The 21585-nt window shown below is 70.1% G+C and carries 20 protein-coding genes and 1 pseudogene; 13 read left to right on the top strand and 8 right to left on the bottom strand.

Annotated elements, in window-relative coordinates:
* The first annotated feature begins 619 nt into the window (after positions 1-619).
* Positions 620-1471 (top strand): SGNH/GDSL hydrolase family protein, encoded by an 852-nt coding sequence (locus EIZ45_RS27615; protein ID WP_134666343.1) that lies wholly within the window; start codon positions 620-622, stop codon positions 1469-1471.
* On the opposite strand, the gene EIZ45_RS27610 is transcribed toward EIZ45_RS27615, so the two are convergent.
* Positions 1437-2192, bottom strand: a complete 756-nt coding sequence (locus tag EIZ45_RS27610; protein WP_134666341.1) for a metallophosphoesterase — start codon at positions 2190-2192, stop codon at positions 1437-1439. The two genes, EIZ45_RS27615 and EIZ45_RS27610, sit on opposite strands and share 35 nt — an antisense overlap.
* A 78-nt stretch (positions 2193-2270) precedes the next feature.
* On the opposite strand from EIZ45_RS27610, the gene EIZ45_RS27605 reads away from it, so the two are divergent.
* Together EIZ45_RS27605 and EIZ45_RS27595 are read left to right on the top strand one after the other, a co-directional pair.
* The gene (locus EIZ45_RS27605; RefSeq protein ID WP_037818985.1) at positions 2271-3653 is read left to right on the top strand and encodes a replication-associated recombination protein A; all 1383 of its coding nucleotides are present in this window, start codon (positions 2271-2273) and stop codon (positions 3651-3653) included.
* Between the two features lie 1120 nt (positions 3654-4773).
* Positions 4774-5625 (top strand): NAD(P)-dependent oxidoreductase, encoded by an 852-nt coding sequence (locus EIZ45_RS27595; protein ID WP_134666339.1) that lies wholly within the window; start codon positions 4774-4776, stop codon positions 5623-5625.
* On the opposite strand, the gene EIZ45_RS27590 is transcribed toward EIZ45_RS27595, so the two are convergent.
* On the bottom strand, positions 5615-6520 hold the full coding sequence (locus EIZ45_RS27590; RefSeq protein ID WP_205670103.1) for a hypothetical protein: 906 nt from the start codon (positions 6518-6520) through the stop codon (positions 5615-5617). The two genes, EIZ45_RS27595 and EIZ45_RS27590, sit on opposite strands and share 11 nt — an antisense overlap.
* Before the next feature lie 155 nt (positions 6521-6675).
* On the opposite strand from EIZ45_RS27590, the gene EIZ45_RS27585 reads away from it, so the two are divergent.
* The 8 genes and pseudogenes from EIZ45_RS27585 to EIZ45_RS27550 all read left to right on the top strand — a co-directional run bounded on the left by EIZ45_RS27585 (position 6676) and on the right by EIZ45_RS27550 (position 15373).
* The gene (locus EIZ45_RS27585; RefSeq protein ID WP_037818980.1) at positions 6676-7080 is read left to right on the top strand and encodes a DUF948 domain-containing protein; all 405 of its coding nucleotides are present in this window, start codon (positions 6676-6678) and stop codon (positions 7078-7080) included.
* Positions 7077-7370: a hypothetical protein gene (locus EIZ45_RS27580; RefSeq protein ID WP_037818978.1), complete on the top strand. Its 294-nt coding sequence runs from the start codon at positions 7077-7079 to the stop codon at positions 7368-7370. Before EIZ45_RS27585 ends, EIZ45_RS27580 begins: the two co-directional genes overlap by 4 nt.
* 79 nt (positions 7371-7449) lie before the next feature.
* Positions 7450-10113: an alanine--tRNA ligase gene (alaS, locus tag EIZ45_RS27575; RefSeq protein ID WP_037818976.1), complete on the top strand. Its 2664-nt coding sequence runs from the start codon at positions 7450-7452 to the stop codon at positions 10111-10113.
* On the top strand, positions 10103-10603 hold the full coding sequence (gene ruvX / locus EIZ45_RS27570; protein ID WP_037818975.1) for a Holliday junction resolvase RuvX: 501 nt from the start codon (positions 10103-10105) through the stop codon (positions 10601-10603). Before alaS ends, ruvX begins: the two co-directional genes overlap by 11 nt.
* Entirely contained in the window at positions 10600-12945 is a 2346-nt protein-coding gene (gene mltG / locus EIZ45_RS27565) for an endolytic transglycosylase MltG (protein WP_240690767.1), read from the top strand. The genes ruvX and mltG overlap by 4 nt, the downstream gene beginning before the upstream one ends.
* Positions 12929-13795 (top strand): shikimate dehydrogenase, encoded by an 867-nt coding sequence (locus EIZ45_RS27560; protein ID WP_078870738.1) that lies wholly within the window; start codon positions 12929-12931, stop codon positions 13793-13795. The genes mltG and EIZ45_RS27560 overlap by 17 nt, the downstream gene beginning before the upstream one ends.
* A gap of 44 nt (positions 13796-13839) precedes the next feature.
* Positions 13840-14403 (top strand): annotated as a pseudogene (locus EIZ45_RS27555) (GrpB family protein); the annotation flags it as partial.
* 25 nt (positions 14404-14428) lie between these two features.
* On the top strand, positions 14429-15373 hold the full coding sequence (locus EIZ45_RS27550; RefSeq protein WP_134666335.1) for a D-2-hydroxyacid dehydrogenase family protein: 945 nt from the start codon (positions 14429-14431) through the stop codon (positions 15371-15373).
* Here EIZ45_RS27550 and EIZ45_RS27545 read toward each other — a convergent pair.
* The 5 genes from EIZ45_RS27545 to EIZ45_RS27525 form a co-directional block, all read right to left on the bottom strand.
* Positions 15370-16866, bottom strand: a complete 1497-nt coding sequence (locus EIZ45_RS27545; RefSeq protein WP_134666333.1) for an alpha/beta hydrolase — start codon at positions 16864-16866, stop codon at positions 15370-15372. The two genes, EIZ45_RS27550 and EIZ45_RS27545, sit on opposite strands and share 4 nt — an antisense overlap.
* Positions 16863-17678 (bottom strand): serine hydrolase, encoded by an 816-nt coding sequence (locus EIZ45_RS27540; RefSeq protein WP_037818969.1) that lies wholly within the window; start codon positions 17676-17678, stop codon positions 16863-16865. The genes EIZ45_RS27545 and EIZ45_RS27540 overlap by 4 nt, the downstream gene beginning before the upstream one ends.
* A 125-nt stretch (positions 17679-17803) precedes the next feature.
* The gene (locus EIZ45_RS27535) at positions 17804-18073 is read right to left on the bottom strand and encodes an HPr family phosphocarrier protein (protein WP_037818967.1); all 270 of its coding nucleotides are present in this window, start codon (positions 18071-18073) and stop codon (positions 17804-17806) included.
* Between the two features lie 29 nt (positions 18074-18102).
* Entirely contained in the window at positions 18103-19344 is a 1242-nt protein-coding gene (locus tag EIZ45_RS27530) for a PTS transporter subunit EIIC (RefSeq protein ID WP_037818965.1), read from the bottom strand.
* The gene (locus EIZ45_RS27525) at positions 19341-20138 is read right to left on the bottom strand and encodes a GntR family transcriptional regulator (protein WP_037818964.1); all 798 of its coding nucleotides are present in this window, start codon (positions 20136-20138) and stop codon (positions 19341-19343) included. Before EIZ45_RS27525 ends, EIZ45_RS27530 begins: the two co-directional genes overlap by 4 nt.
* Positions 20139-20383: 245 nt before the next feature.
* Here EIZ45_RS27525 and EIZ45_RS27520 point away from each other — a divergent pair, with 245 nt between their 5' ends.
* Positions 20384-20620, top strand: a complete 237-nt coding sequence (locus EIZ45_RS27520) for a glucose PTS transporter subunit EIIB (RefSeq protein ID WP_037818963.1) — start codon at positions 20384-20386, stop codon at positions 20618-20620.
* The gene (locus EIZ45_RS27515) at positions 20617-21072 is read left to right on the top strand and encodes a PTS glucose transporter subunit IIA (protein WP_037818962.1); all 456 of its coding nucleotides are present in this window, start codon (positions 20617-20619) and stop codon (positions 21070-21072) included. The genes EIZ45_RS27520 and EIZ45_RS27515 overlap by 4 nt, the downstream gene beginning before the upstream one ends.
* A 48-nt stretch (positions 21073-21120) precedes the next feature.
* On the opposite strand, the gene EIZ45_RS27510 is transcribed toward EIZ45_RS27515, so the two are convergent.
* Positions 21121-21540: a Rieske (2Fe-2S) protein gene (locus tag EIZ45_RS27510; protein WP_134666331.1), complete on the bottom strand. Its 420-nt coding sequence runs from the start codon at positions 21538-21540 to the stop codon at positions 21121-21123.
* Between the last annotated feature and the right edge of the window lie 45 nt (positions 21541-21585).

The raw sequence follows: 21585 nt of genomic DNA, 5'->3' as shown, positions 1-21585 counted from the left end.
CCCAATGCGGCATTTGTTGCGTCAGACGCACCGAACGCCACATTGGGTGCGTCCCACGCACCCAATGCCACATTGGGGCGCTACCCGCACCCCCCGCGACCCCCGCCTCCAGCTCCCCAAACTGCGCACTTCCACCGCCCAACCGCAGCCGATGCGCCCACCGCCGAGGCGCCACTGCTCCCCGCAGCCGATGCACTAAACGATCGATGCGCCAGCCGCTCCCCGCAGCGATGCACGAGCCGCTCCCGCAGCCGACGTACGGAACGATCAAGCCACCCAGCCGCTCCCGCAGCCGGTGCACCCAACGGTCAGCGCACCCAGCCCTTACCCGCAGCCGATGCACTCAAGCATCGAGGCACCCAGCCCCTCCCGCGCACCCCGATACGAAGCCTCCCTGCGGTTCGGGGGTGCTTGTCAAGGCATCTTTCCCGCCTTGACAAGCACCCCCGAACCGTCAGCACAATCAAGCTTCGGGGTGCCCCACGCAACCACCACGGCAATGTCGCCGCCAGGCGACGAGCCGCCGCACAGACCAAAACCAGCCCCCGAGTACCGGAAGTTCCCACCTCCGTCCATACCGCGTTACCTCCCCATCACCAGCGGTGAGCCTCAATACCGGATGGTCTTGGTCGTGACCGTGATCAGCGTCGGAGTCACCCCACCCGCAAAACCAACCCCAGCCCCCAGCCCCAAGACCCAACCCCGACGAGCAACCCGCCTAGCAGTCCTAGGCGACTCCACCGCCGTAGGCCTAGGCGACCCCCTCCCCAACAGAGGCGGCTGGCGAGGCGTAGGCCCCTTGGTCGCGGAAGCCCTGGGCATCACCGAAGACGGCTACCTGAACCCGTCGTTCACCGGTGCCCGCATGTCCTGCGTACGCACCGACCAACTCCCGCAAACCATCGCCCACCGCCCAGACATCGCCCTGGTCGTAGTAGGCATGAACGACACCCTCCGCCCGGACTTCAACGCGGACACCATCGTCGCGGACCTCACCGCGATCGTCCGCGAACTGACCGCGATCGGAACCACCGTCCTCCCGGTGCGTTTCCACGACCACAGCAAGGTCTTCCGCCTCCCGCCGTCCCTGAAACGAGCCCTCAGCGCCCGCGTAACGGAACTGAACGAGGCAATCGACCGAGTAGTGGAAACAGAAGGCATCGCCTGCCTGAACCTGGACACTCTCCCCGGCGCCTACGACCTCACCGTCTGGAGCGTCGACCGCCTGCACCCTTCCGAACTCGGCCACCGCATGCTCGCCGAAGGCTTCGCGAACCTAGCCGCAGCAGCTGGTTTCGAGGTGCCGCAACCAGTGAGCCTCACCTGCTCCGGCGGAGTCGAGCCAAGCACAGCCGCGCACTTCGGCTGGCTGGTGGCCAAAGGCGTGCCGTGGCTCTGGCGGCGCGGCCGGGAGTTCCTGCCCTACGCCGCGGTCATCATGTGGCGCTCGTTCCGCGAGCGCGTGGGCTGAATACCCGCAACGCCTCCGCGTCCGACGCCGGATTCCGTACGAAATAGTCGTTCCAGCCCTCGATTCCGGGATACTCCGACGTCTCCGCCAACTCCCGGCACACGGCCTCCGCATCGTAAGCAGTGCGCCGCAACTCGACGCCAGGACCGAGCCGCGCCCAGTGCGCACCCGTTGTGCCATAAGGCATTCCGACGCTGCCGGGGTTCACGATCCGGCACCGGTCGGCCAAGCGCAGGAACGGCATGTGGGTGTGCCCGCAGACCACCGTCTCCGCGGTGACGCCGTCCAAAACCTCCGCCCAGCGCGACAACGGGCTGTCCACGAGCGCGACCTCTTCGTCGTCGCGCGGAGTGGCGTGGCAGAACAGCACTTCGCCGAGCCCGTCGATTTCGAGCGTCACCGTCAACGGCAACCCGTCGAGCAGCGCCACCTGATCCGGCCGCAGCTGCGTCGCCGCCCACGGGCCGATCGGGTCCGGGATCTTGGTGGGGCCGCCGCCCGCGAGCGTGACGAGTTCGCGATCGGCGTTGCCGCGGACCCACACCGCGCGGTCGCCGAGCGAAACCAGCCGGTCGAGCGTCTGCCGGGGCAGCGGTCCGGCCGCGAGGTCGCCGCACAGGACCACCAGGTCGGCGGCGTGGACGTCGGGTTCGGCGAGGACCGCGTCGAGCGCGGGCAGCACGCCGTGGATATCGGACAGCACCGCGACCGAGGAGACCATCGCCCCAGTCTGCCCCTCCGGCGGCGCTGCGGGGCCGGGCGAGCGGGATTGTCGGGGTGGTCGGATACCGTCGTCGGCGTGGCACAGGACGAACTCTTCACGGTGAACCCCGACGTGGGGCCGCCGCCGGAACCCTCCGGAGCGAACCAGGCCGAACCGCAGGCCGACCCGGCGACGTCGCCGCTCGCGGTGCGGATGCGGCCGCGCACGCTCGACGAGGTGGTCGGGCAGCAGCACCTGCTGCGCGAAGGGGCCCCGCTGCGCCGGCTGGTCGAGGGGGCGGCTCCGGCGTCCGTGCTGCTCTACGGCCCGCCCGGCACCGGCAAGACCACGCTGGCGAACCTGGTGTCGATCGCCACCGGACGCCGGTTCGTCGCGATGTCCGCGCTGTCGGCGGGCGTCAAGGAGGTGCGCGGCGTCATCGAGGAGGCGCGGCGGCGCAGGCAGTACAACACCGAGAACACCGTCCTGTTCATCGACGAGGTGCACCGGTTCTCCAAGACCCAGCAGGACGCGCTGCTCGGCGCGGTCGAGGACCGCACGGTGCTGCTGGTGGCGGCGACCACGGAGAACCCGTCGTTCTCGGTGGTGTCGCCGCTGTTGTCGCGGTCCTTGGTGCTGCAGTTGCGGCCGCTCACCGACGACGACATCGTCGCGGTGCTGGAGCGCGCGCTGACCGACGAGCGCGGGCTTGGCGGCGAGCTCACGCTGACGGATGATGCGCGGGCGCACCTCGTGCGGCTGGCTGGCGGTGACGCGCGGCGTGCGCTCACGGCGCTGGAGGCAGCCGCGGATGCCGCGTCCGCAACCGAGAACAAGACGATCGACCTTGCCGTTGTCGAGTCCACTGTGGACAAAGCGGCGGTGCGGTACGACCGCGACGGTGATCAGCACTACGACGTGATCAGTGCGTTCATCAAGTCGATCCGCGGGTCGGACGTCGACGCGGCGTTGCACTACCTGGCGCGGATGATCGAGGCGGGGGAGGATCCCCGGTTCCTCGCGCGGCGGTTGGTGGTGCACGCGAGCGAGGACGTCGGGCTGGCGGATCCGACGGCGTTGCAGGCGGCGGTCGCGGCGGCGCACGCGGTGCAGTTCATCGGGATGCCGGAGGGGCGGCTCGCGTTGGCGCAGGCGACGATCCACCTGGCTACGGCGCCTAAGTCGAACGCGGTGGTCACGGCCATTGATACGGCATTGAGTGACGTTCGGTCTGGGGCTATCGGGACGGTGCCGCCGCACCTGCGGGACGGGCACTACGCGGGGGCGAAGCAACTCGGCAACGCTCAGGGGTACCGGTATCCGCACAACGTGCCGGAAGGGGTGCTGGCTCAGCAGTATCCGCCGGACGAGCTGGTGGGGCGGGATTACTACGAGCCTACGCAGCGTGGCGGGGAGCGGACGCTGGCTGAGCGGGTGCCGCGGCTGCGGCGGACGATCCGCGGCGAGCGGCAGGGGTGAGTGTGCCGGTCAGCGGCCGGTGAGTGAAGGTCGCCACTTTCGTCCGGTGGCGGGGGAACATTCGGGGGTCTCGTCGGTTGCTCCTCTTCAAGGAGAGGGGGCGGCGATGACGTTGTTGACCGTCTGGCCTGATGACCAGCCTGGGCATGTGCTGCTGCGGACTGAGGAGACTGGGGCGATTGTCGCCGAGTTGGGGCGGGTGGGGGCTGGGTTCGCTCGGTGGCCTCTGGTCGAGGGTGGCTCTGAGGGCGCTGACGGCTCTGACTGTGACTTGGTGGGTCGGTATCGGGAGTTGATCGATTCGCTGGGGGGTGGGTCGGTGGACGTGGTTGGCGGGGAGACCTCGCTGGTGGAGCGCAGCTGGGGTGGGGTTGAGGATCGGTTTTTCGTTCGGGGGCGGCGGTTTGGTATCTGCATGCTGGGCGTGAGGTGCATGCGGTGTTGTGTGAGCCGGGGGATGTGCTGACTGTTCCTGCCGGGGTTCGGCATTGGCAGGACTGGGCGGCGGGGTGCGTGACTGTCCGGGTTCGGCGGGCTGGGGCCGTTCGGGGTGGGGTGGTTCGGGATTTGGTGCCGGGGGAGTTTCCTGGGTTTGCGGAGTTGGTTGCTGAGCGGGTTGGGGTGAGTTGGTGATCGGCTCGTCGCCTGGCGGCGACATCGCGCCTGTTGGTTGCGTGGGGCACCCCGAAGGTTGATTGTGCTGACGGTTCGGGGGTGCTTGTCAAGGCGGGAAAGATGCCTTGACAAGCACCCCCGAACCGCAGGGGAGCTTCGTATCGGGGTGTGGGGGAGGTGTGGGTGCCTCGCTCGTGGGGTGCATCGGCTGCGGGTGGGGCTGGTGCCTCGATAGCGGGTGCATCGGCTGCGGGGGTGGGCTGGGTGCTCGATGCGTGGGTGCATCGGCTGCCGGTTTTCGGGCGGGGCGCATCGCTGACGGGGCTGCGGCGAGGGTGGTCCGTGAAGGGCTCCTTGAGGGAATCTAGGTCCGTGAAGGGCCCCTCACGCCGGTGGCTGGTCGTGAGGGGAACCCTGAGGGAATCAGAGTCAATGAGGGTGGCCCTCACGTACGGTGGCGGGCGGTCATCCTGCCGAGCTGGGGGTCTGGCGGCACGATGGCCGGATGACCACAGTCGCATTTCTCGGTACCGGGATCATGGGCCGTCCGATGGCCGCCAATCTTGCTCGTGCTGGGGTGACCGTGCGGGCTTGGAACCGGACTCGGGCCAAGGCTGAGCCGCTTGTCGCGGACGGGGTCACCGTTGTCGGGTCGCCTGGCGAGGCGGTCAAGGGGGCCGATTTCCTGGTCACCATGCTCTCCGACGGGCCTGCGGTTGCTGAGGTGTTTCGCGGGCTCTCCCTCGAACCGGGGACTATTTGGTTGCAGACCAGCACCGTCGGGGTCGAGTGGGCTGATCGGCTTGCTGAGGCGTCCGTCGCGGCGGGGGTGCCGTTTGTCGATTGTCCGGTGATGGGGACGAAAGGACCCGCCGAGCAGGGGAAGCTGCAGGTGCTCGCGGCTGGGCCGGACAACGTGCACGACGGTGCGGCGGAGGTGTTTGACGCGATTGGTTCCACGACTCGCTGGCTCGGCACCGAACCTGGTACGGCGACGCGGCTCAAGCTGGTGATGAACGCGTGGATTCTCGCGCTCACCAACGGTACCGGGGAGAGTCTCGCCCTCGCGAAGGTGCTCGGGGTGGATCCGCAGTTGTTCTTCGACGTCATGAGCGGCACTGGGTTCGACGTGCCTTACGCGCGAGCGAAGGGACCCATGATGCTCGCCGGTGAGTACCCGACCAGTTTCCCGGCGTCGCTCGCGGCGAAGGACGCGCGGCTTGTCGTCGAGGCTGCGGGGCACGCGATCGACGTCGGCGGGGCGGCGGCTGCGTTGGCGCATCTGGAGTCTGCAGTCGAGGCGGGGCATGGCGAGGACGACATGGCGGCGGTGTACGAGGGGATCGTCAAGCGTTGAGCAAAGATGCGACACGGTCGACGCCGATGCCGGAGACGAGCAGGCGTTCCTTCGCGTTGCCGAGCAACCGTGCGGTCCACGGGGTGAAGCCGCCATCGCCGACGGGGACAAGGCCGGAGCCGAAGTCTGCGGTGACGGTGAAGCAGACGCCGGAGTAGTAACCGCGGCCGACCGAGCGGTCTGGGGCGTCGGAAACAGCCACGTCGGGCAAGGATTCCCGCATCGAGGCGGCGAAATCGGCGAAGCGGGTGTCCAAAGTGGTCACTTCGAAGCCTGCCGCGCGGGCACCGGCGGCGCGCACGGCTGTAGTGAGCAGCCGCGCGTGCTCAATCAGGTGTTCGCGTTCGAAGGACAGGCTGCCTCGGTCGCGACCGGCGGTGATGGCGGCGAACAGGGAGAAGTGCGCGAAGAGACCGGGAGCCGGAAGCTGGGCTCGGACGACGCGTTGCACGGTGGTGAGGCGCACCGGCGCGGAACCGGTGCGGCGGACTGCTGCTTCGAGCGCGAGGCCGTTCGTAGGGTCCGCGGCGACTTCTGTGCCGCGTCCAGTGGGGACGACGCGGTGCTGGGCCAGTCCGGCCACTGTGGAATGCGTGCCGAGCGGGGCAACCGGGGAGAGGGTCACTCGATCGAATTCCGGCGGCGCGGCGGAAAGCAGGGAGTCTTCGACCTGCCGCAGAACCTCGAACGGCAAGGGCGCGGGGGTGGTGAAGCGGTCGTCGCGGTAGCGGCGCAAGACGTCCGGCCCGCGCAGTTTCGCGGCTCGGCGGCGGGCTACTTCCAGTTGCAGCGTGGTGAGGTCCGCGCCGGGAAGGCCGGCGAGCACGTCGGCGGCGGGGCCGCCCGGCCCGGCCAGCACGCGGGGGAGCGGGCCGCGTCCGTTCGAGGAGTCCATGGAACGAGCAGACCAGCTCGGACACGCCCGGCGCGAACTGTTTTCCGCGACGGCGACTGCGCTGGGTGACCACTGCGGCGGGGGGTCCCCGCCGAGAAGCGCCGCAGGCGGTAACCTCACACCACCTAAGACCCCGCACCACCCGAGGAGGGCCCGTGTCGGCAGGGCAGATCGCCGCGCTGATCGCCGCAGGAGCTTTCGTACTGCTGGTCTTGCTGCTGGCGATCCCGCTGCTCAAGCTCGGCCGCACGCTGGACGAGGCGACGATCGCGATCCGCAAGGCGCACGAGAACAGCGACCCGATCCTGATCGGGGCCAACGAGACGATCACGCACGTCAACACGCAGCTCGAGCGGGTCGACGGGATCACCTCGAACGCGCAGGCGGTCAGCGGCAACGTCTCGGCGCTCTCGTCGGTCTTCACCGCGACGCTCGGCGGCCCGCTGGTGAAGACCGCCGCGCTTTCCTACGGCATCAGCAAAGCCATCCGCGCGCGCCGCAAGAAGCAGGAAGCCAAGGCCTCGAAGGCGCAGCGCCCGGCCCGCCGGGGGAAGAAGTGAAGCGGCTGTTCTGGCTCGGGGTCGGGGTCGTCGCGGGAGTCGCGCTGAGCCGTAAGGCGAGCGAAACCGCTCGTCAGGCCACGCCGGCCGGGTTAGCATCGAACTTGGGCGACGCCGTGCGGGAACTCGCGGGCGCCGTCGGTTCGTTCGGCGCCGAGGTGCGCGCCGGGATGAACGAACGGGAACAGGAGCTGCACGACATGGTCGAGGAGCGGACCGCCGTCGCGCCGCCTTCGGGCAGGCACGCCGCACGTCGCCCCGCCCGGCGAGCTCGCCGGGCGGAGGGCTGATCTCCGCGCGCCTTCCGCCGCCTCCGACCCCCGTTTCCTTTCCCCGGCCGAAGCCGGGTTCCAGCACAAGGACGTACCCGTGGACACACACGAGATCACCGACCGTTTCCTGCGCCACTTCGAGAGCAGGGGCCACACGCGCGTGCCGAGCGCCCCGCTGATCCTCGACGACCCGAACCTGCTGTTCGTCAACGCGGGAATGGTCCAGTTCAAGCCGTACTTCCTCGGCGAGGCCCCGCCGCCCTACCCGCGCGCGACCTCGGTGCAGAAGTGCGTGCGCACGCCGGACATCGACGAGGTCGGCAAGACCACCCGGCACAACACGTTCTTCCAGATGGCGGGCAACTTCTCGTTCGGCGACTACTTCAAGGAAGGCGCGATCGAGAACGCCTGGGAGCTGATCACCAAGTCCCAGGACGACGGCGGCTTCGGCCTCGACCCGGACCGGATCTGGGCGACCGTCTACGAGAAGGACAGCGAGGCGGCCGGGCTGTGGCGCAAGCTCACCGGCCTGCCCAGCGAGCGGATCCAGGTCCGCGACGGCAAGGACAACTACTGGGACATGGGCGTGCCCGGTCCCGGCGGCCCGTGCTCGGAGATCTACTACGACCGCGGCCCGGCGTACGGCCGCGAGGGCGGCCCGGTCGCCGACGAGGACCGCTACATCGAGATCTGGAACCTCGTCTTCATGCAGGACGTCCGCGGCGACCAGAGCCCGAAGCTGGGCCACCCGCCGATCGGCGAGCTGCCGAAGAAGAACATCGACACCGGCATGGGCGTCGAGCGCGTCGCGACGATCCTGCAGGGCGTCGAGAACGTGTACGAGACCGACCTGGTGCGCCCGGTGATCGGCCGCGCCGAGGAGTTCTCCGGCCGCCGCTACGGCGCCAACCACGCCGACGACGTGCGCTTCCGCGTCATCGCCGACCACGCGCGCACCGGCGTGCTGCTGATCGGCGACGGCGTCACCCCCGGCAACGACGGCCGCGGCTACGTGCTGCGCCGCCTGCTGCGCCGCATCGTGCGCTCCACGCGCCTGCTGGGCGTGCAGGAGCCAGTGCTGCAGGAGTTCGCGAAGGTCGTCAGCCAGACCATGGGCCCGACCTATCCCGAGCTGGTCAGCGGGTTCGACCGGATCTCCGAGGTCGTGCGCGTCGAGGAGGAAGCCTTCCTCGCCACCCTCACCAGCGGTTCGCGCATCTTCGACCTGGCCGCGGCCGAGACGAAGAAGGGCGGCGGCGACGTGCTCGCCGGCGACAAGGCGTTCCAGCTGCACGACACCTACGGCTTCCCGATCGACCTGACGCTGGAGATGGCGTCCGAGCAGGGCCTGACCGTCGACGAGGCCGGGTTCCGCACGCTCATGGAGGAGCAGCGCAAGCGCGCCAAGGCGGACGCGGCGTCGCGCAAGAGCGGCCACGGCGACCTGTCCGAGTACCGCAAGGTGCTGGAGCAGCACGGCGAAACCGAGTTCCTCGGCTACACCGAACTGCAGGCGGACGCGAAGGTCGTCGGCCTGCTCGAGGACGGCCTGCCGGTGCGCAGCGTCGCCGCGGGCCGCAAGGCGGAACTGGTGCTCGACCGCACCCCGTTCTACGCCGAGAGCGGCGGGCAGATCGCCGACACCGGCGTGCTGGTCGGCGACGGCGTCGAGCTGAAGGTGCTCGACGTGCAGAAGATCGTGCCGGGCCTGTTCGTGCACCGCGTCGAGGTGACCCAGGGCGAGGTCGGGATCGACACCCGGCTCACCGGGTCGGTGGACGCGAACCGCAGGCTCTCGATCGAGCGCTCGCACTCGGCCACGCACCTCGTGCACGCGGCCGTCCGCGGCGCGTACGGCAAGCGCGCGGCGCAGGCCGGTTCGCTCAACGCGCCGGGCCGGATGCGGTTCGACTTCACCACGCCGGGCGCGGTGTCGGCCGACATCCTCACCGAGGTCGAGCAGGAAGTGAACGACTACCTGCAGACCGACGTCGAGGTGCAGAGCTACACCACCACCAAGGACAAGGCGCTCGAGCTGGGCGCGGTCGCGCTGTTCGGCGAGAAGTACGGCAACGACGTCCGCGTCGTCGACATGGGCGAGTACTCCCGCGAGCTGTGCGGCGGCACGCACGTCGGCCGGATCGGCCAGCTGGGCCTGGTCAAGCTGGTGTCGGACGCGTCGGTCGGCTCCGGCGTGCACCGCGTCGAGGCGCTGGTCGGCCCGGACGCGCTCAAGCACGTCCGCAAGGAGCAGCTGCTCGTGTCGCAGCTGGCGAACACGTTCAAGGTGCCGTCGGACGAACTGCCCGGCCGGATCGAGGACGTGCTGTCCCGGCTGAAGAACGCCGAGAAGGAGATCGAGCAGCTGCGCACGCAGCAGGTGCTCGGCTCGGCCGGCGCGCTGGCGGACAAGGCGCAGGACGTCTCCGGCGTCTCGGTGGTCGCCGAGGTCGTGCCGGACGTCGACGGCAACGGCCTGCGCGCGCTCGCCTCGGACATCCGCGGCCGCCTCGGCGACCGCGCCGGGGTCGTCGCGCTGTTCGCGCCCTCGGGGGAGAAGGTGGCCTTCGTGGTCGCCACGACCTCGGCGGCGCGCGACAAGGGAATCGCGGCGGGCAAGCTCGTGCCGTCGTTCGCCGGGGCGATCGGCGGGCGCGGCGGCGGCAAGCCGGACATGGCCCAGGGCGGCGGCAGCAACCCGGCGGGCGCGGAGCAGGCCGTGACGGCGCTGCGCGCGGCGGTCGCGGACCTTGGCCGCTAACCCCCGGAGAGGCCCGGATCGGCCCGGCGAGTCCGATCCGGGACGGGGCAGGCGGCTCGCGGTCGATGTCGGGTCTGTCCGGGTGGGGGTCGCGCTCAGCGATCCCGCCCCCGTGCTCGCGAGCCCGCTCGTTACCCTCTCCCGTGATGCGAAGGACGACAGCGATCTGGACCGGCTTGCCGATCTCGTCACCGAACACGAGGTGGTCGAGGTGATCGTGGGCTTGCCGAGGACGCTGGCGAACCGGCAGGGCGCGGCCGCGGACATCGCGCTCGCGTATGCGGACAAGCTCGCCGGGCGCGTGGGGGACGTGCCCGTGCGGCTGGCAGACGAGCGGTTGACGACGGTCACCGCGTCGCGAATGCTGTCCCAGCGGGGGGTCAAGGGACGCAAGCAGCGCGCCGTGGTGGACCAGGCAGCGGCAGTCGAGATCCTGCAAGCCTGGCTCGACGCCGCCGCCGCGCACCGCGCCCGGAAAGGCGACTCATGACCGACCCCCGCGGCCCCGGCAATCCGGGTGGCCGCCGTCGGCTGCGCAACCCCGACAACCCGGACGTGCCGGACCCCGCGGCGGGTACCGGCGCTCCCGGCGGACGGCGCAGGCGACGCGAGCCCGAAGACGAAGCACCTCCCCGCCGCGCGATGCCGGAAGGCATGCCGCCTGGCGAACGACGACGTCCGCGCGGCGACGTGCCGCAGCGTCCCGCGGAAGGACGCCGGCGCGCACCCGAGGGAACCTCTCGCCCCGCCGGCGAACCGCCCCGTCGCGTCGCGCCGGACGCGATGCCTCCGGCCGAACCGCCGCGTGGCCCGGCCGCCGACGCTCCGCCGACCCGGCGGCGCCGTCCGGTCGCGCCGCAGGACCGGCCGAAGCGGTCGACGGAGAACTGGGACTTGCCGCCGCACGCGGCCGACGACCTTCCCCGTGCCCGGCCGCGCCGCATAACTCCGGACGAGGTACCGGTGGCCGGGAACGACCTGCCGCCCGCGGAGGCCGAGCCGCCCGCCGGCCGACGCCGTCGCCGCGAGGACGTTCCGCCGGTCGACGCTCCGGCCGGCCGTCGTCGGCTTGAGGACGCGCCGCCGGTCGATCCTCCGGCTGGCCGTCGCCGCCGGCGCGAGGACATTCCGCCGCCCGTCGACGTCGAGCCGCCGTCCGGCCGTCGTCGCCGGGACGATGTCGAGCTGCCCGCGGAAGCTGCCGCGCCTGGTCGTCGCCGGGCACCGGAGATGCCGCCGCCCCCTCCGGTCCGGCGCGCTCCCGCTCCGCCGCCGGACGGCTCCATGCCGCCGGATCCCCGGTTCGCGGACGCGTCGATGCCGCCGGATCCTCGGTTCGCCGAGGCATCGATGCCGCGCGATCCTCGGTTCGCCGATGCGTCGATGCCGCCGGATCCCCGGTTCGCCGAGGCTTCGATGCCGCGCGACCCGCGTTTCGCGGACGCGTCGATGCCGCGCGATCCGCGCAGCCAGCCGCCGCGCCGGCAGCCGGTCGAGCAGCCCACCGAAGTGATCCCGGCCGTGCCCGCCGCGGCGCACGAACCGGAGCACCCGGACGAGCAGCCGATCGACGGCCTCTTCGAGGACGAGTACGACGAATACGGCGAGTACGAGGACTACGACGAGGACTACGACGGCTACGACGAGGACGGCTACGCCGAAGACGGGGCCGAGCCCCCGGTCGACGAGCCGCCCGCGAAGAAGCCCCGCAAGAAGCGCAAGCGCGCGATCGGCTGGATCGCCGCGGTGCTCGTGCTCGTCCTGCTCAGCGGCGGCGCCTATTTCGGGTACCAGAAGATCTTCGGCTACGCGGACTTCGACGGTTCCGGCGAAGGCGACGCGCTCGTGCAGGTCGAACAGGGCGACACGACGTCCGCGATCGGCGCGAAGCTCACCGACGCGGGCGTGGTCGCGAGTTCCCGGGCGTTCGTGAAGGCGGGCGCGGAAAACACCGCGCTGAGCAAGATCCAGCAGGGTTACTACCTGCTGCGCCAGCACATGTCCGGCGAGAACGCGGTCGACCTCATCACCTCGCCCGCCGCGCGCGTCGGGCGGCTGGAAATCCGGCCGTACACCCAGTTCGACGACATCACCCAGCCCGACGGCAAGGTCACGCCGGGCGTGTTCAGCCTGATGTCGAAGGCCTCGTGCGCGACTTTGAACGGCAAGAGCACCTGCATTCCGGTCGACCAGCTGCGCAAGACCGTCGCCGACGCCGACCTCAAGGCGCTCGGCGCGCCGGAGTGGGCGCTGGCCGACGCGGGCAAGGCGCTGAGCAAGGACAAACGGCTCGAAGGCCTGATCGCGCCCGGCGTGTACGACGTGAAACCCGGCTGGAGCGCGACCGAGCTGATCACCGACCTGGTGAAGCAGTCGGCCGATTCGATCCAGGCGGCCGGGCTCACCGCGCAGAACACCGGGCCGGGGAAATCGCCGTACGAGACGCTGATCATCGCGTCGCTCATCGAACGCGAGGCGATCAAACCGGACTTCGGCAAGATTTCGCGCGTGATCTACAACCGGCTCACGCAGCGCATCCGGCTGCAGCTGGACTCCACGGTCAACTACGTGCTGGACCGCCCGACGCTGCTCACCAAACCCGAGGACCGGGCGAAAGCGGGACCGTACAACACTTACGCCAACTACGGTCTCCCGCCGACGCCGATCGCGGTGCCCAGCATGGACGCGATCAAGGCCGCGGTCAGCCCGACCCCTGGCGACTGGGTGTACTTCGTGAAGTGCGAGAAGGACGGGCATTCCTGCTTCGCGGTCACGAACGACCAGCACAACGCGAACAGGACCCTGGCGGAGCAGCGTGGCGTCATCAAGTGACCGCCCGCGCCGCGCGGCGGTGCTGGGCAAGCCGGTGGCGCATTCGCTGTCGCCGGTGCTGCACCGCGCGGCGTTCGCGGCGCTGGGGCTGGACGGCTGGACCTACGACCGGGTCGAGACCGACGCCGACGAGCTGCCTGGCTTCGTCGACGGTCTCGGTCCGGAATGGGTCGGCCTTTCGGTCACCATGCCGGGCAAGCGGGCCGCGCTCGACCACGCCGTCGAGGTCACTCCGCGCGCGGCCGCGGTCGGTGCGGCGAACACGCTCGTGCGGCGTCCGGACGGCTGGCTCGCCGACTGCACCGATGTCGACGGAGTGACCGGAGCCCTGCGCTACGCCGGCGGCTACTCGCCTTCCGCGAGCGACCAGGCGGTGGTGCTCGGCGCGGGCGGGACGGCTGCGGCCGCGGTGGTCGGATTGGCCACGCTCGGCGTCGCGACGGTGAGTTTGGTGGTGCGGGAACCGGCGCGGGCTTCGGAAACCGTGGACGCGGCCAAGCGCGCGGGCCTCGCTGTGGACGTGCTGCGCTGGTCCGATACGGACTTCGCGGACTTGGCGGACCGCACGGCGGTGCTGGTCAACACGGTGCCGCCGGACGCGGTCGTGCCGCATCTCGCGGAGCTGTCCCGGATCGGCAGTGTGCTCGACGTGATCTACCACCCGTGGCCGACGCCGCTGGCCGAGGCGGTCGAACAGCGCGGCGGACGGCTCGCGACCGGGCTCGACATGTTGCTGCATCAGGCTTTCGGGCAAGCGGAGCACTTCACCGGGCAACCGGCACCGCGTGCGGAAATGAGGGCGGCGCTGCGCGAGGCGAGCGGAAACATCCTGCCGCTGCCGATCTCCTGATATCCTGGCGGGCTGCTTTTCAGCCAGCAACAGGGGGAATCACGGTGACCAGGCAACAGTTCGGCGAGAAAGAAATCCAAGCGGCGTGGGTTGGCGAGGCACCTAAACTCGGCACCACTATCACGCTCGCCGAGTACGACCCGGAATGGCCGCGGCTCTACGAACGCGAGGAACAGCGGATCCGCGCGGCGCTCGGGGATCGCGTGCTCCTGCTCGAACACGTCGGGTCCACCTCGGTGCCGGGGCTCGCCGCCAAACCGATCGTCGACATTCTGCTCGAAGTGCCGGATTCGGACGACGAGGACGCGTACGTCCCCGACCTCGAAGCGGCGGGCTACCGGCTGGTGATCCGCGAGCCGGACTGGGAGAAACACCGCCTGTTCAAGGGCCCGGACACGAACATCAACCTGCACGTCCATTCGCCCGGCAACGGCCAGACCGAGCGCTACCGGCTGTTCCGCGACCGGCTGCGCAGCCATCCGGAGGAACTGGCGCTGTACCTGGCGAAGAAACGCGAACTCGCCGCGCAGGTCTGGGAGTACGTGCAGAACTACGCCGACGCGAAGAACGATGTGATCGACGAGATCATCGAGCGGGCGCGCAACGCCTGACCCGCGGGTTACGGTGGGCGGCATGAAGATCGCGATCCTCGACGACTACCAGAACGTGGCTCTCCAGTGTGCGGACTGGGAGCCGCTCGGGGCGGAGATCGAGGTGTTCACCGAGCCGTTCGCCGGGCCGGACGAGGTCGTCGCGCGGCTGGCCGGGTTCGACGTCGTGGTCGCGATGCGCGAGCGCACGCCGTTCCCGGCCGCGGTGTTCGACCGGTTGCCGGAGCTGAAACTGCTGGTGAGCACCGGCCGGCGGAACGCGGCGATCGATCTGGACGCGGCGAAGCGCCGCGGTGTCGTGGTGTCCGCGACCGGGGCCCTCGCCGCGCCGACGGTCGAACACGCGTGGGCGCTGATCCTGGCCGGTGCGCGCAATCTGCCGCTTGAGTTCCGTTCGATGCGCGAGGGCGGCTGGCAGGTCGGTCTCGGGACGGCGTTGCGGGATAAGACGCTCGGGCTGCTCGGGCTCGGCAGGCTGGGAGCCGAGGTCGCGCGGATCGGCCAGGCGTTCGGGATGAAACCGATTGCGTGGAGCCAGAACCTCACTCCGGAGCGGGCGGCCGAGCACGGCGTCACCGCAGTGTCCAAAGAGGATCTTTTCGCGCAGTCCGATGTGTTGTCGGTCCACTTGGTCCTGTCCGAACGCACTCGCGGTTTGGTCGGTGCTGCCGAACTCGCCGCGATGAAGCCGACTGCGCTCCTGGTGAACACTTCGCGGGGGCCGATCGTCGACGAATCGGCACTGGTGGAGGCGTTGCGCGGCAAGACGATCGCGGCGGCCGCCCTGGATGTCTACGACGTGGAGCCGCTGCCCTCGGATCACCCGCTGCGGACGTTGGACAACGCGATCCTCACGCCGCACATCGGTTACGTGAGCCGGGAAACGTACGAAATCTTCTACGGCGGCGCGGTCGAGGACATCGCCGCGTTCCAAGCTGGCGAGCCGATCAACGTGCTGAACGGCTAGGGGAACGGCCGGACCTCCGGCGGGTAGACCGTCCCGTCCGGAGGCACGGTCAGATCGGTGAAATACCGTGCCATCGCTGCGGAAGCGGCCGTGCTGGGCACGTCGAGCGTGGTGTGTCCGGCACCGTCCACTACGACCACGTGACCGTCGCCGAGTTCCCGTGCGGTGGCCTGGGCGTTGGCGAGCGGGGTGACCGGGTCGTTCCGGTTGGCGAGGATCAGGATCGGGTGCTGCCGCGGCCGGTTCCACGGTCCGAGGTACCGGTCGTCGTCCCGTGCGGGCCAGCCGACGCACTGCGCCATCGAAAACACTGGCGCGACACCGAAATACGGCTGCCGTTTCGCTTCTTCCGCAGCGAGTTGGGCGTACTTGGCGGTGTCCTGCGGCAGTTCGCTGTCCAGGCACTGCACCGCCAGGAACCCGGGCGAATGCGTCGGCACGCGCGGATCCAGCACGGGCACGGGGGAGACTGGCGACGACGGCACGAGCGCGGCGAGCGTCTTCGCCAGCCGCGGCCACCGGGACGACTGATACAACGCCCGGTCGATCGTTTCCATCAGCGACGCCACCGTCATGCCGCCGACCGGACCGTGCGTCAGCCGGGCGAACACCGCGGCGAATTTCTGCTTCAGGTCACCTCCGGCGAACGCGCATTTGCCCGGGCCAGCCGCGTTGCAGGCAGCGAAGAACGCTTCGAGTTCCTGTTGCTGGGCAGTCGCGACGTCGGCGCGCACGTCGACCGGTTTCTCCTGTTGACCCGGCTGTCCGGTGGAATTCGCGACGAGGTCGAGCGTTCCGTCGAGGACCATCGCGCGCAGCTTGCCGGGGAACAGGTTCGCGTAGGTGCCGCCGAGATACGTGCCGTAGGAATAGCCGTAGAAGTTCAGCTGCTGCTCGCCCAGTGCCTGCCTCAGCAAATCCATGTCCCGCGCGACATTCGCCGTCGACAGGTGCGATAGCTCGGCGCCGGTGCCAGCCGCGCACGCCTTGCCAACGGCCGCGCTGGCGGTCCAGAACGCCGCGCTGTCCCGCAGCGGCGAACCGGCGGCGGGCGGAGTCCCCGGGCACTGCACCGGGGCGCTGCCGCCGATTCCGCGCGGATCGAAGCTCACCAGGTCGAACTTGGCCCGCAGCTCTTCGGGATATCGCGGGCCGAACCGCATCAGCTCGCCGACGCCGTCGGTGCCCGGCCCGCCGAAATTGATCATCAGCGACCCGACGCGATGTGCGGGATCGGTGGCGGGCATGCGGATCACCGAGAGATTCAGCTTCGCGCCGCCGGGTTCGCGGTAGCTCACCGGAACCGGTGCCGTCGCGCACTGGAAACCGCCGTGACACGGTGCCCAGTCGAGTTTCGGTGCCGCGGCCCCGTTGGTGCCCAACGGAAGTGGCGCGTCCGGCGCGGGCAATGCTTGGGGCGCTTGGGTTTGCGCGGCCGGTGCGGAACAACCCGCGACGAGCAGCAGAGCGGCCAGCGCCCACCGGAGTCTCACGCGGAGAGTTCCGCCAGCACGGCGTCAGTGAACGGCGGCCACACTTGTGCCGCCCACGGCCCGAACGAACGGTCGGCGAGCGCGACGCAGGCGTGTCCCGCTTCCGGGTCCACCCACAGGAAGGTGCCGGACTGTCCGAAGTGACCGAACGTGCGCGGCGAACTGTTCGCGCCCGTCCAGTGCGGGCTCTTGTGGTCGCGCAACTCGAAGCCGAGGCCCCAGTCGTTCGGCTTCTGGTGCCCGAAGCCGGGCAGTACGCCGTTCAGCCCGGGGAACGCGATTTCCGTGGCCGCACTGAGGGTTTCCGGCGCGAGCAGCTTGGGCGCCTGCAGTTCCGCGGCGAACCGGAGCAGATCGTCCAATGTGGACACCGCGCCCGCGGCGGGGGAGCCGTCCAGCCGGGTCGACGTCATGCCCAGCGGTTCGAAAAGCGCTTCCCGCTGGTACTCGGCGAAGGCGATGCCGGAATGCTCGGCCAGCGCGTCGGCGAGTTCCTCGAACCCGGCGTTGGAGTACAGCCTGCGCGTGCCCGGCTCGGCCATCGCCTTGTGCGCGTCGAAGGCGAGCCCGGAGGTGTGCGCGAGCAGATGCGCGACGGTGGAGCCTTCCGGCCCGGCAGGCGTGTCGAGTTCGACGACGCCCTCTTCGATCGCGATGTGCGCGGCGTAGGCGGTGAGCAGTTTGGTGACCGACGCGAGCCGGAACGGGCGGGCCGGGTCGCCGTGGCGTCCGCGCACCTCGCCGGAAGCGGAGACCGCCCCGGCCGCGGCGTTGTCCACTGGCCATTCGTCGATCAGGCGCAGACTCTCCATGCCCGCCAGCGTAATAGGACCCGCCGCCGGGCTGTTCCGCAGTGCCCCGGCGCGAACGAACCGTGCGGGGCTCCGGAAGTCCGGGAGCCCCGCACGGTTCGTGTTTTCCCCGTGGAGCGGTATCGCTACTGAGCGTCGAGATCGGTGGCGACCAGCTCGGCGACGGCCTCGACCGCCGCCTCGGCACCGTCTCCCTCGGCGCTGATGACGACCTCGTCGCCGTACGCGGCGGCGAGGGTCATCAGGTTGAGGACGCTGCCGGCGGCCACCGGGTCGCCGCCGTCCTTGGCGATCTGGACCGCGACGGGCTGGGCCGCGGCCGCCTTGGCGACCAGTGCGGCCGGCCGGGCGTGCAGCCCCACCTTGCTGGCCACGGTGACGCGTTTCTCCGGCATGGTGTACCTCTCTTGCTTTTTCTCGGGTGTTACTTCGCGGCCGTGCGCTCGAGGTCGCCCTCGATCGAGTCGTCCTCGCGGCCCGGCGTGCGCAGGTTGAACTTGGTGATCACGACGCGGAACACGACGTAGTAGATCACGGCGAACACGAGCCCGATCGGGATCAGCAGCCACGCCTTGTGCGCGGTGTCCAGCGACGAGTTCAGCGCGAAGTCGATCGCGCCGCCGGAGAACGAGAAGCCGAGGTGGATGCCCAGCGCGTTGCAGACCGCGAGCGAGACGCCGGTCATCACCGCGTGGAAGATGTACAGCGGCCACGCGACGAACATGAACGCGAACTCGATCGGCTCGGTGACGCCGGTGATGAAGGCGGTGAGCGCGGCCGAGATCATGATGCTGCCGACGAGCTTGCGCTGGCCGGGACGCGCGGTGTGCACGATCGCGAACGCCGCCGCCGGGAGGGCGAACATCATGATCGGGAAGAACCCGGTCATGAACGCGCCGGAGCCCTGCACGTGGTGGAAGAAGTTGGTGAGGTCGCCGCCGCCGAAGATGAACCACACCGGCACGTTCAGCAGCTGGTGCAGGCCGATCGGGATGAGCAGGCGGTTGAGCAGGCCGTAGATGCCGCCGCCGAGGACCGGCGAGCCGACGACGGCCTCGCCCGCCGAGGTGATGCCCTGGTCGACGTACTTGAAGAGCAGGCCGAAGATCACGCCGAGCACGATCATCGCCAGCGCGGTGATGATCGGCACGAACCGGCGGCCGCCGAAGAAGGCCAGCCAGGACGGCAGCTTGATCCGGTGGTAGCGCTGCCACAGCAGGGCCGCCACGATGCCGGACACGATGCCGGTCAGCACGCTGTAGGGCCAGTGGATCGGCGCGAGGTCCCAGCCGGGCTTGTAGCCCTGCTGGCTCTTGATCGGGGCGATCGCCTGGATCACCTTGTTGAACACGACCCAGCCGATGACGGCCGCGACGGCGGTCGACCCGTCGCCCTTGCGGGCGAAGCCGACCGCGATGCCGATCGCGAAGATCAGCGGCAGCCAGTCGAAGATGCCGCCGCCCGCCGCGCCGATCACGTCGGCGGCCTTGCCCCAGTTCAGGCCGTCCTTGCCGAGGACGTCGTCCTGGCCGAGCCGGTTCAGCAGACCGGCCGCGGGCAGCGTGGCGATCGGCAGCATGAGGCTGCGGCCGAAGCGCTGCAGCCCGGCAAGGCCGCCGCCGCCCTTCTTCTTCCCGCTGGCCCCAGCCGCGGTGGTGGCGCTCATCGGATACCTCCATTGTGGGGTTGGTCGCCGGAACCCGGGGAGTTCCGGTCCAGCTGCATGGTCACCTGGTAGTGGTCGCCCCGGTACCAGGACGTCATGTCCTCGACCGGTTCGCCGCCGGAGCTGGAAACCCGGCGGAACACCAGGAGCGGACTGCCGGTGCGCATGCCGAGCAGGCGCGCCGTTTCGCGGTCCGCGGATTCGGCCCACACCGTCTGGTACGCCTGGTCCGGCCGGAGCGAGAACGCGTCGGCAAGCTGGGCGTACAGCGAACGGGTCAGGTCGAGGTCGAGCAGGCCGGGAGTCCGGCCCGCGTGGTACCAGCCGCGCTCCACGGCCAGCGGGACGCCGTCGGCGCGCCGCAGCCGCACAAGCCGGTGCGCCGCGACGCCCTCGGCGAGGCCGAGCGCGTGCGCCGAAGTCACCGGCGGGACCTCGGTCGAGGTCGAGATCACTTCGGTGGTCGGGGTGAGCCCGCGCCGGCGCATGTCGTCGGTGAACGACATCAGGTACACCTGCAGTTCCATCCGCCGGGCGGCGGTGAAGGTGCCCTTGCCCCTGACCCGGGCCAGCAGTCCTTCCTCGACGAGCTTCCCGATCGCCGAGCGGACGGTGAGCCTCGAAACGCCGTAGTGCTGCGCGAGCTCTCGCTCGGACGGGATCGGCGAGCCCGGCGGGAGCTCGCGCTCCACCAGGCGGCGCAGGATCTCCCGCAGCTGGGCGTGCTTCGGGGTCGGCCCGTTGACGACGCGGTCGGCGGGGTCGGACGGCGGAATGTGCGCGGCCGCACTCATCTCGGTGTCACCCTCCCTCGCTTCTCGCGCACCGGGGCCGGTGCTCGCGTCCGCGCCGGAAGATTGGTACGTTCCGGTCTAGACCAATGATCTGATGGGGCAGGATGCTCCGCAGCGCGAGCAGGTGTCAACCACCGTTATCCGTTCGTGGCCGGGCTCGCTCGGCAACGTGGCAAACGGCGTAGTAATGGTGGCGGAGCGCACCTGTTCCAGGTGGAAAACCAACGGGATACGAGGAGGCCGCGATGGCGGATGACAGGCCGGAAAAGATTCTCGCGGCGCTCGGCGGCGCGGACAATCTCGTCGAGATCGAGGGCTGCATCACGCGGCTGCGGTGCGAGATCGAGGACATGTCCCTCGTGGACGAGGCCGCGCTGAAGTCGGCCGGCGCGATGGGCGTCGTGAAGATGGGCTCGGCGGTCCAGGTCATCGTCGGCCCGGAGGCGGACACCATCGCCAGCGACATCGAGGACTTGATGTGAGCCTGCCGATCCTGAGCCCGGTCGCCGGCGAGGTCGTCGCGATCACCGAGGTGCCGGACCCGGTGTTCGCCGAGGCGATGGTCGGCCCCGGCATCGCGGTGAAGCCGTCCGGCGGCCGCGCCGACGCGGTCGCCCCGGTCGACGGGACCGTGGTGACGCTGCACCCGCACGCGTACGTCGTGGCCACTGAGGACGGCCGCGCGGTGCTCGTGCACCTCGGCATCGACACGGTCAAGGAAAAGGGCGAGGGGTTCACCCTGCACGTCGTCAAGGGCGAGAAGGTGCGGGCGGGCCAGCCGATCGTGGGCTGGGACCCGGAGGCGGTCGCCGCCAAGGGCTACTCGCCGATCGTCCCGGTCGTCGGGCTCGACGCGTCCGCCGACGTCCTCGCCGGCCTCGAAGGCGGCCGCACGGTCGCCGCCGGGGACGAGCTTTTCACCTGGAACGATTGAGCCGAACGCCCTTTGTGGACGGTGAGCGTCCACAAAGGGCGATTCCGGTCATGCGGAGACGATGTCCCCGTTCTGGATCTTCACCGCCACTGTGGCCAGTGGCGTGCTCGCCGGTCCCTGCTTCACCGCGCCGGTCAACGCGTCGAATACCGAACCGTGGCAAGGGCAGCGCACCTGGCCGTTCTGCGGCGGGTTCACTTCGCAGCCTTGATGCGTGCAGACGGCGCTGAAACAGACGACCTTCCCCGCTGTCGGCTGCGCGACGACCACGTTGTCGCCGTTCATCAGCTTCGCGTATTTCGCTTGTCCCACCGGCACTTCCGCCAGTGCGATCACCTTCCCGCCCGGCTTCGGCGGGGCCGACTTGGGCTCTTGGCCCCCGGCCCCGCACGCGGCGAGGGTGACGGTGCCCGCGACGGTCGCCCCGCAGGCGAGGGCGGCGCGGCGGGAGTGCAGTTCGGCAGTCATGCCCAGTGCAACGAACCGCGGCGGTCCGAGTTGCCCGTGAACCGC

It is taken from the genome of Amycolatopsis sp. CFH S0740 (assembly GCF_004522315.1).
Classification (GTDB): Bacteria; Actinomycetota; Actinomycetes; order Mycobacteriales; family Pseudonocardiaceae; genus Amycolatopsis; species Amycolatopsis nivea.
Note: the sequence above shows the minus strand (reverse complement) of the source record. Positions and strands in the feature narration are given on the sequence as shown.

Bases quoted from the DNA above. Each gene is read 5' to 3' on its own strand.
- EIZ45_RS27615 (WP_134666343.1), top strand. From the start codon at position 620: ATGGTCTTGGTCGTGACCGTGATCAGCGTCGGAGTCACCCCACCCGCA.
- EIZ45_RS27610 (WP_134666341.1), bottom strand. From the start codon at position 2,192: ATGGTCTCCTCGGTCGCGGTGCTGTCCGATATCCACGGCGTGCTGCCC.
- EIZ45_RS27595 (WP_134666339.1), top strand. From the start codon at position 4,774: ATGACCACAGTCGCATTTCTCGGTACCGGGATCATGGGCCGTCCGATG.
- EIZ45_RS27590 (WP_205670103.1), bottom strand. From the start codon at position 6,520: ATGGACTCCTCGAACGGACGCGGCCCGCTCCCCCGCGTGCTGGCCGGG.
- mltG (WP_240690767.1), top strand. From the start codon at position 10,600: ATGACCGACCCCCGCGGCCCCGGCAATCCGGGTGGCCGCCGTCGGCTG.
- EIZ45_RS27550 (WP_134666335.1), top strand. From the start codon at position 14,429: ATGAAGATCGCGATCCTCGACGACTACCAGAACGTGGCTCTCCAGTGT.
- EIZ45_RS27540 (WP_037818969.1), bottom strand. From the start codon at position 17,678: ATGGAGAGTCTGCGCCTGATCGACGAATGGCCAGTGGACAACGCCGCG.
- EIZ45_RS27535 (WP_037818967.1), bottom strand. From the start codon at position 18,073: ATGCCGGAGAAACGCGTCACCGTGGCCAGCAAGGTGGGGCTGCACGCC.
- EIZ45_RS27530 (WP_037818965.1), bottom strand. From the start codon at position 19,344: ATGAGCGCCACCACCGCGGCTGGGGCCAGCGGGAAGAAGAAGGGCGGC.
- EIZ45_RS27525 (WP_037818964.1), bottom strand. From the start codon at position 20,138: ATGAGTGCGGCCGCGCACATTCCGCCGTCCGACCCCGCCGACCGCGTC.
- EIZ45_RS27520 (WP_037818963.1), top strand. From the start codon at position 20,384: ATGGCGGATGACAGGCCGGAAAAGATTCTCGCGGCGCTCGGCGGCGCG.
- EIZ45_RS27510 (WP_134666331.1), bottom strand. From the start codon at position 21,540: ATGACTGCCGAACTGCACTCCCGCCGCGCCGCCCTCGCCTGCGGGGCG.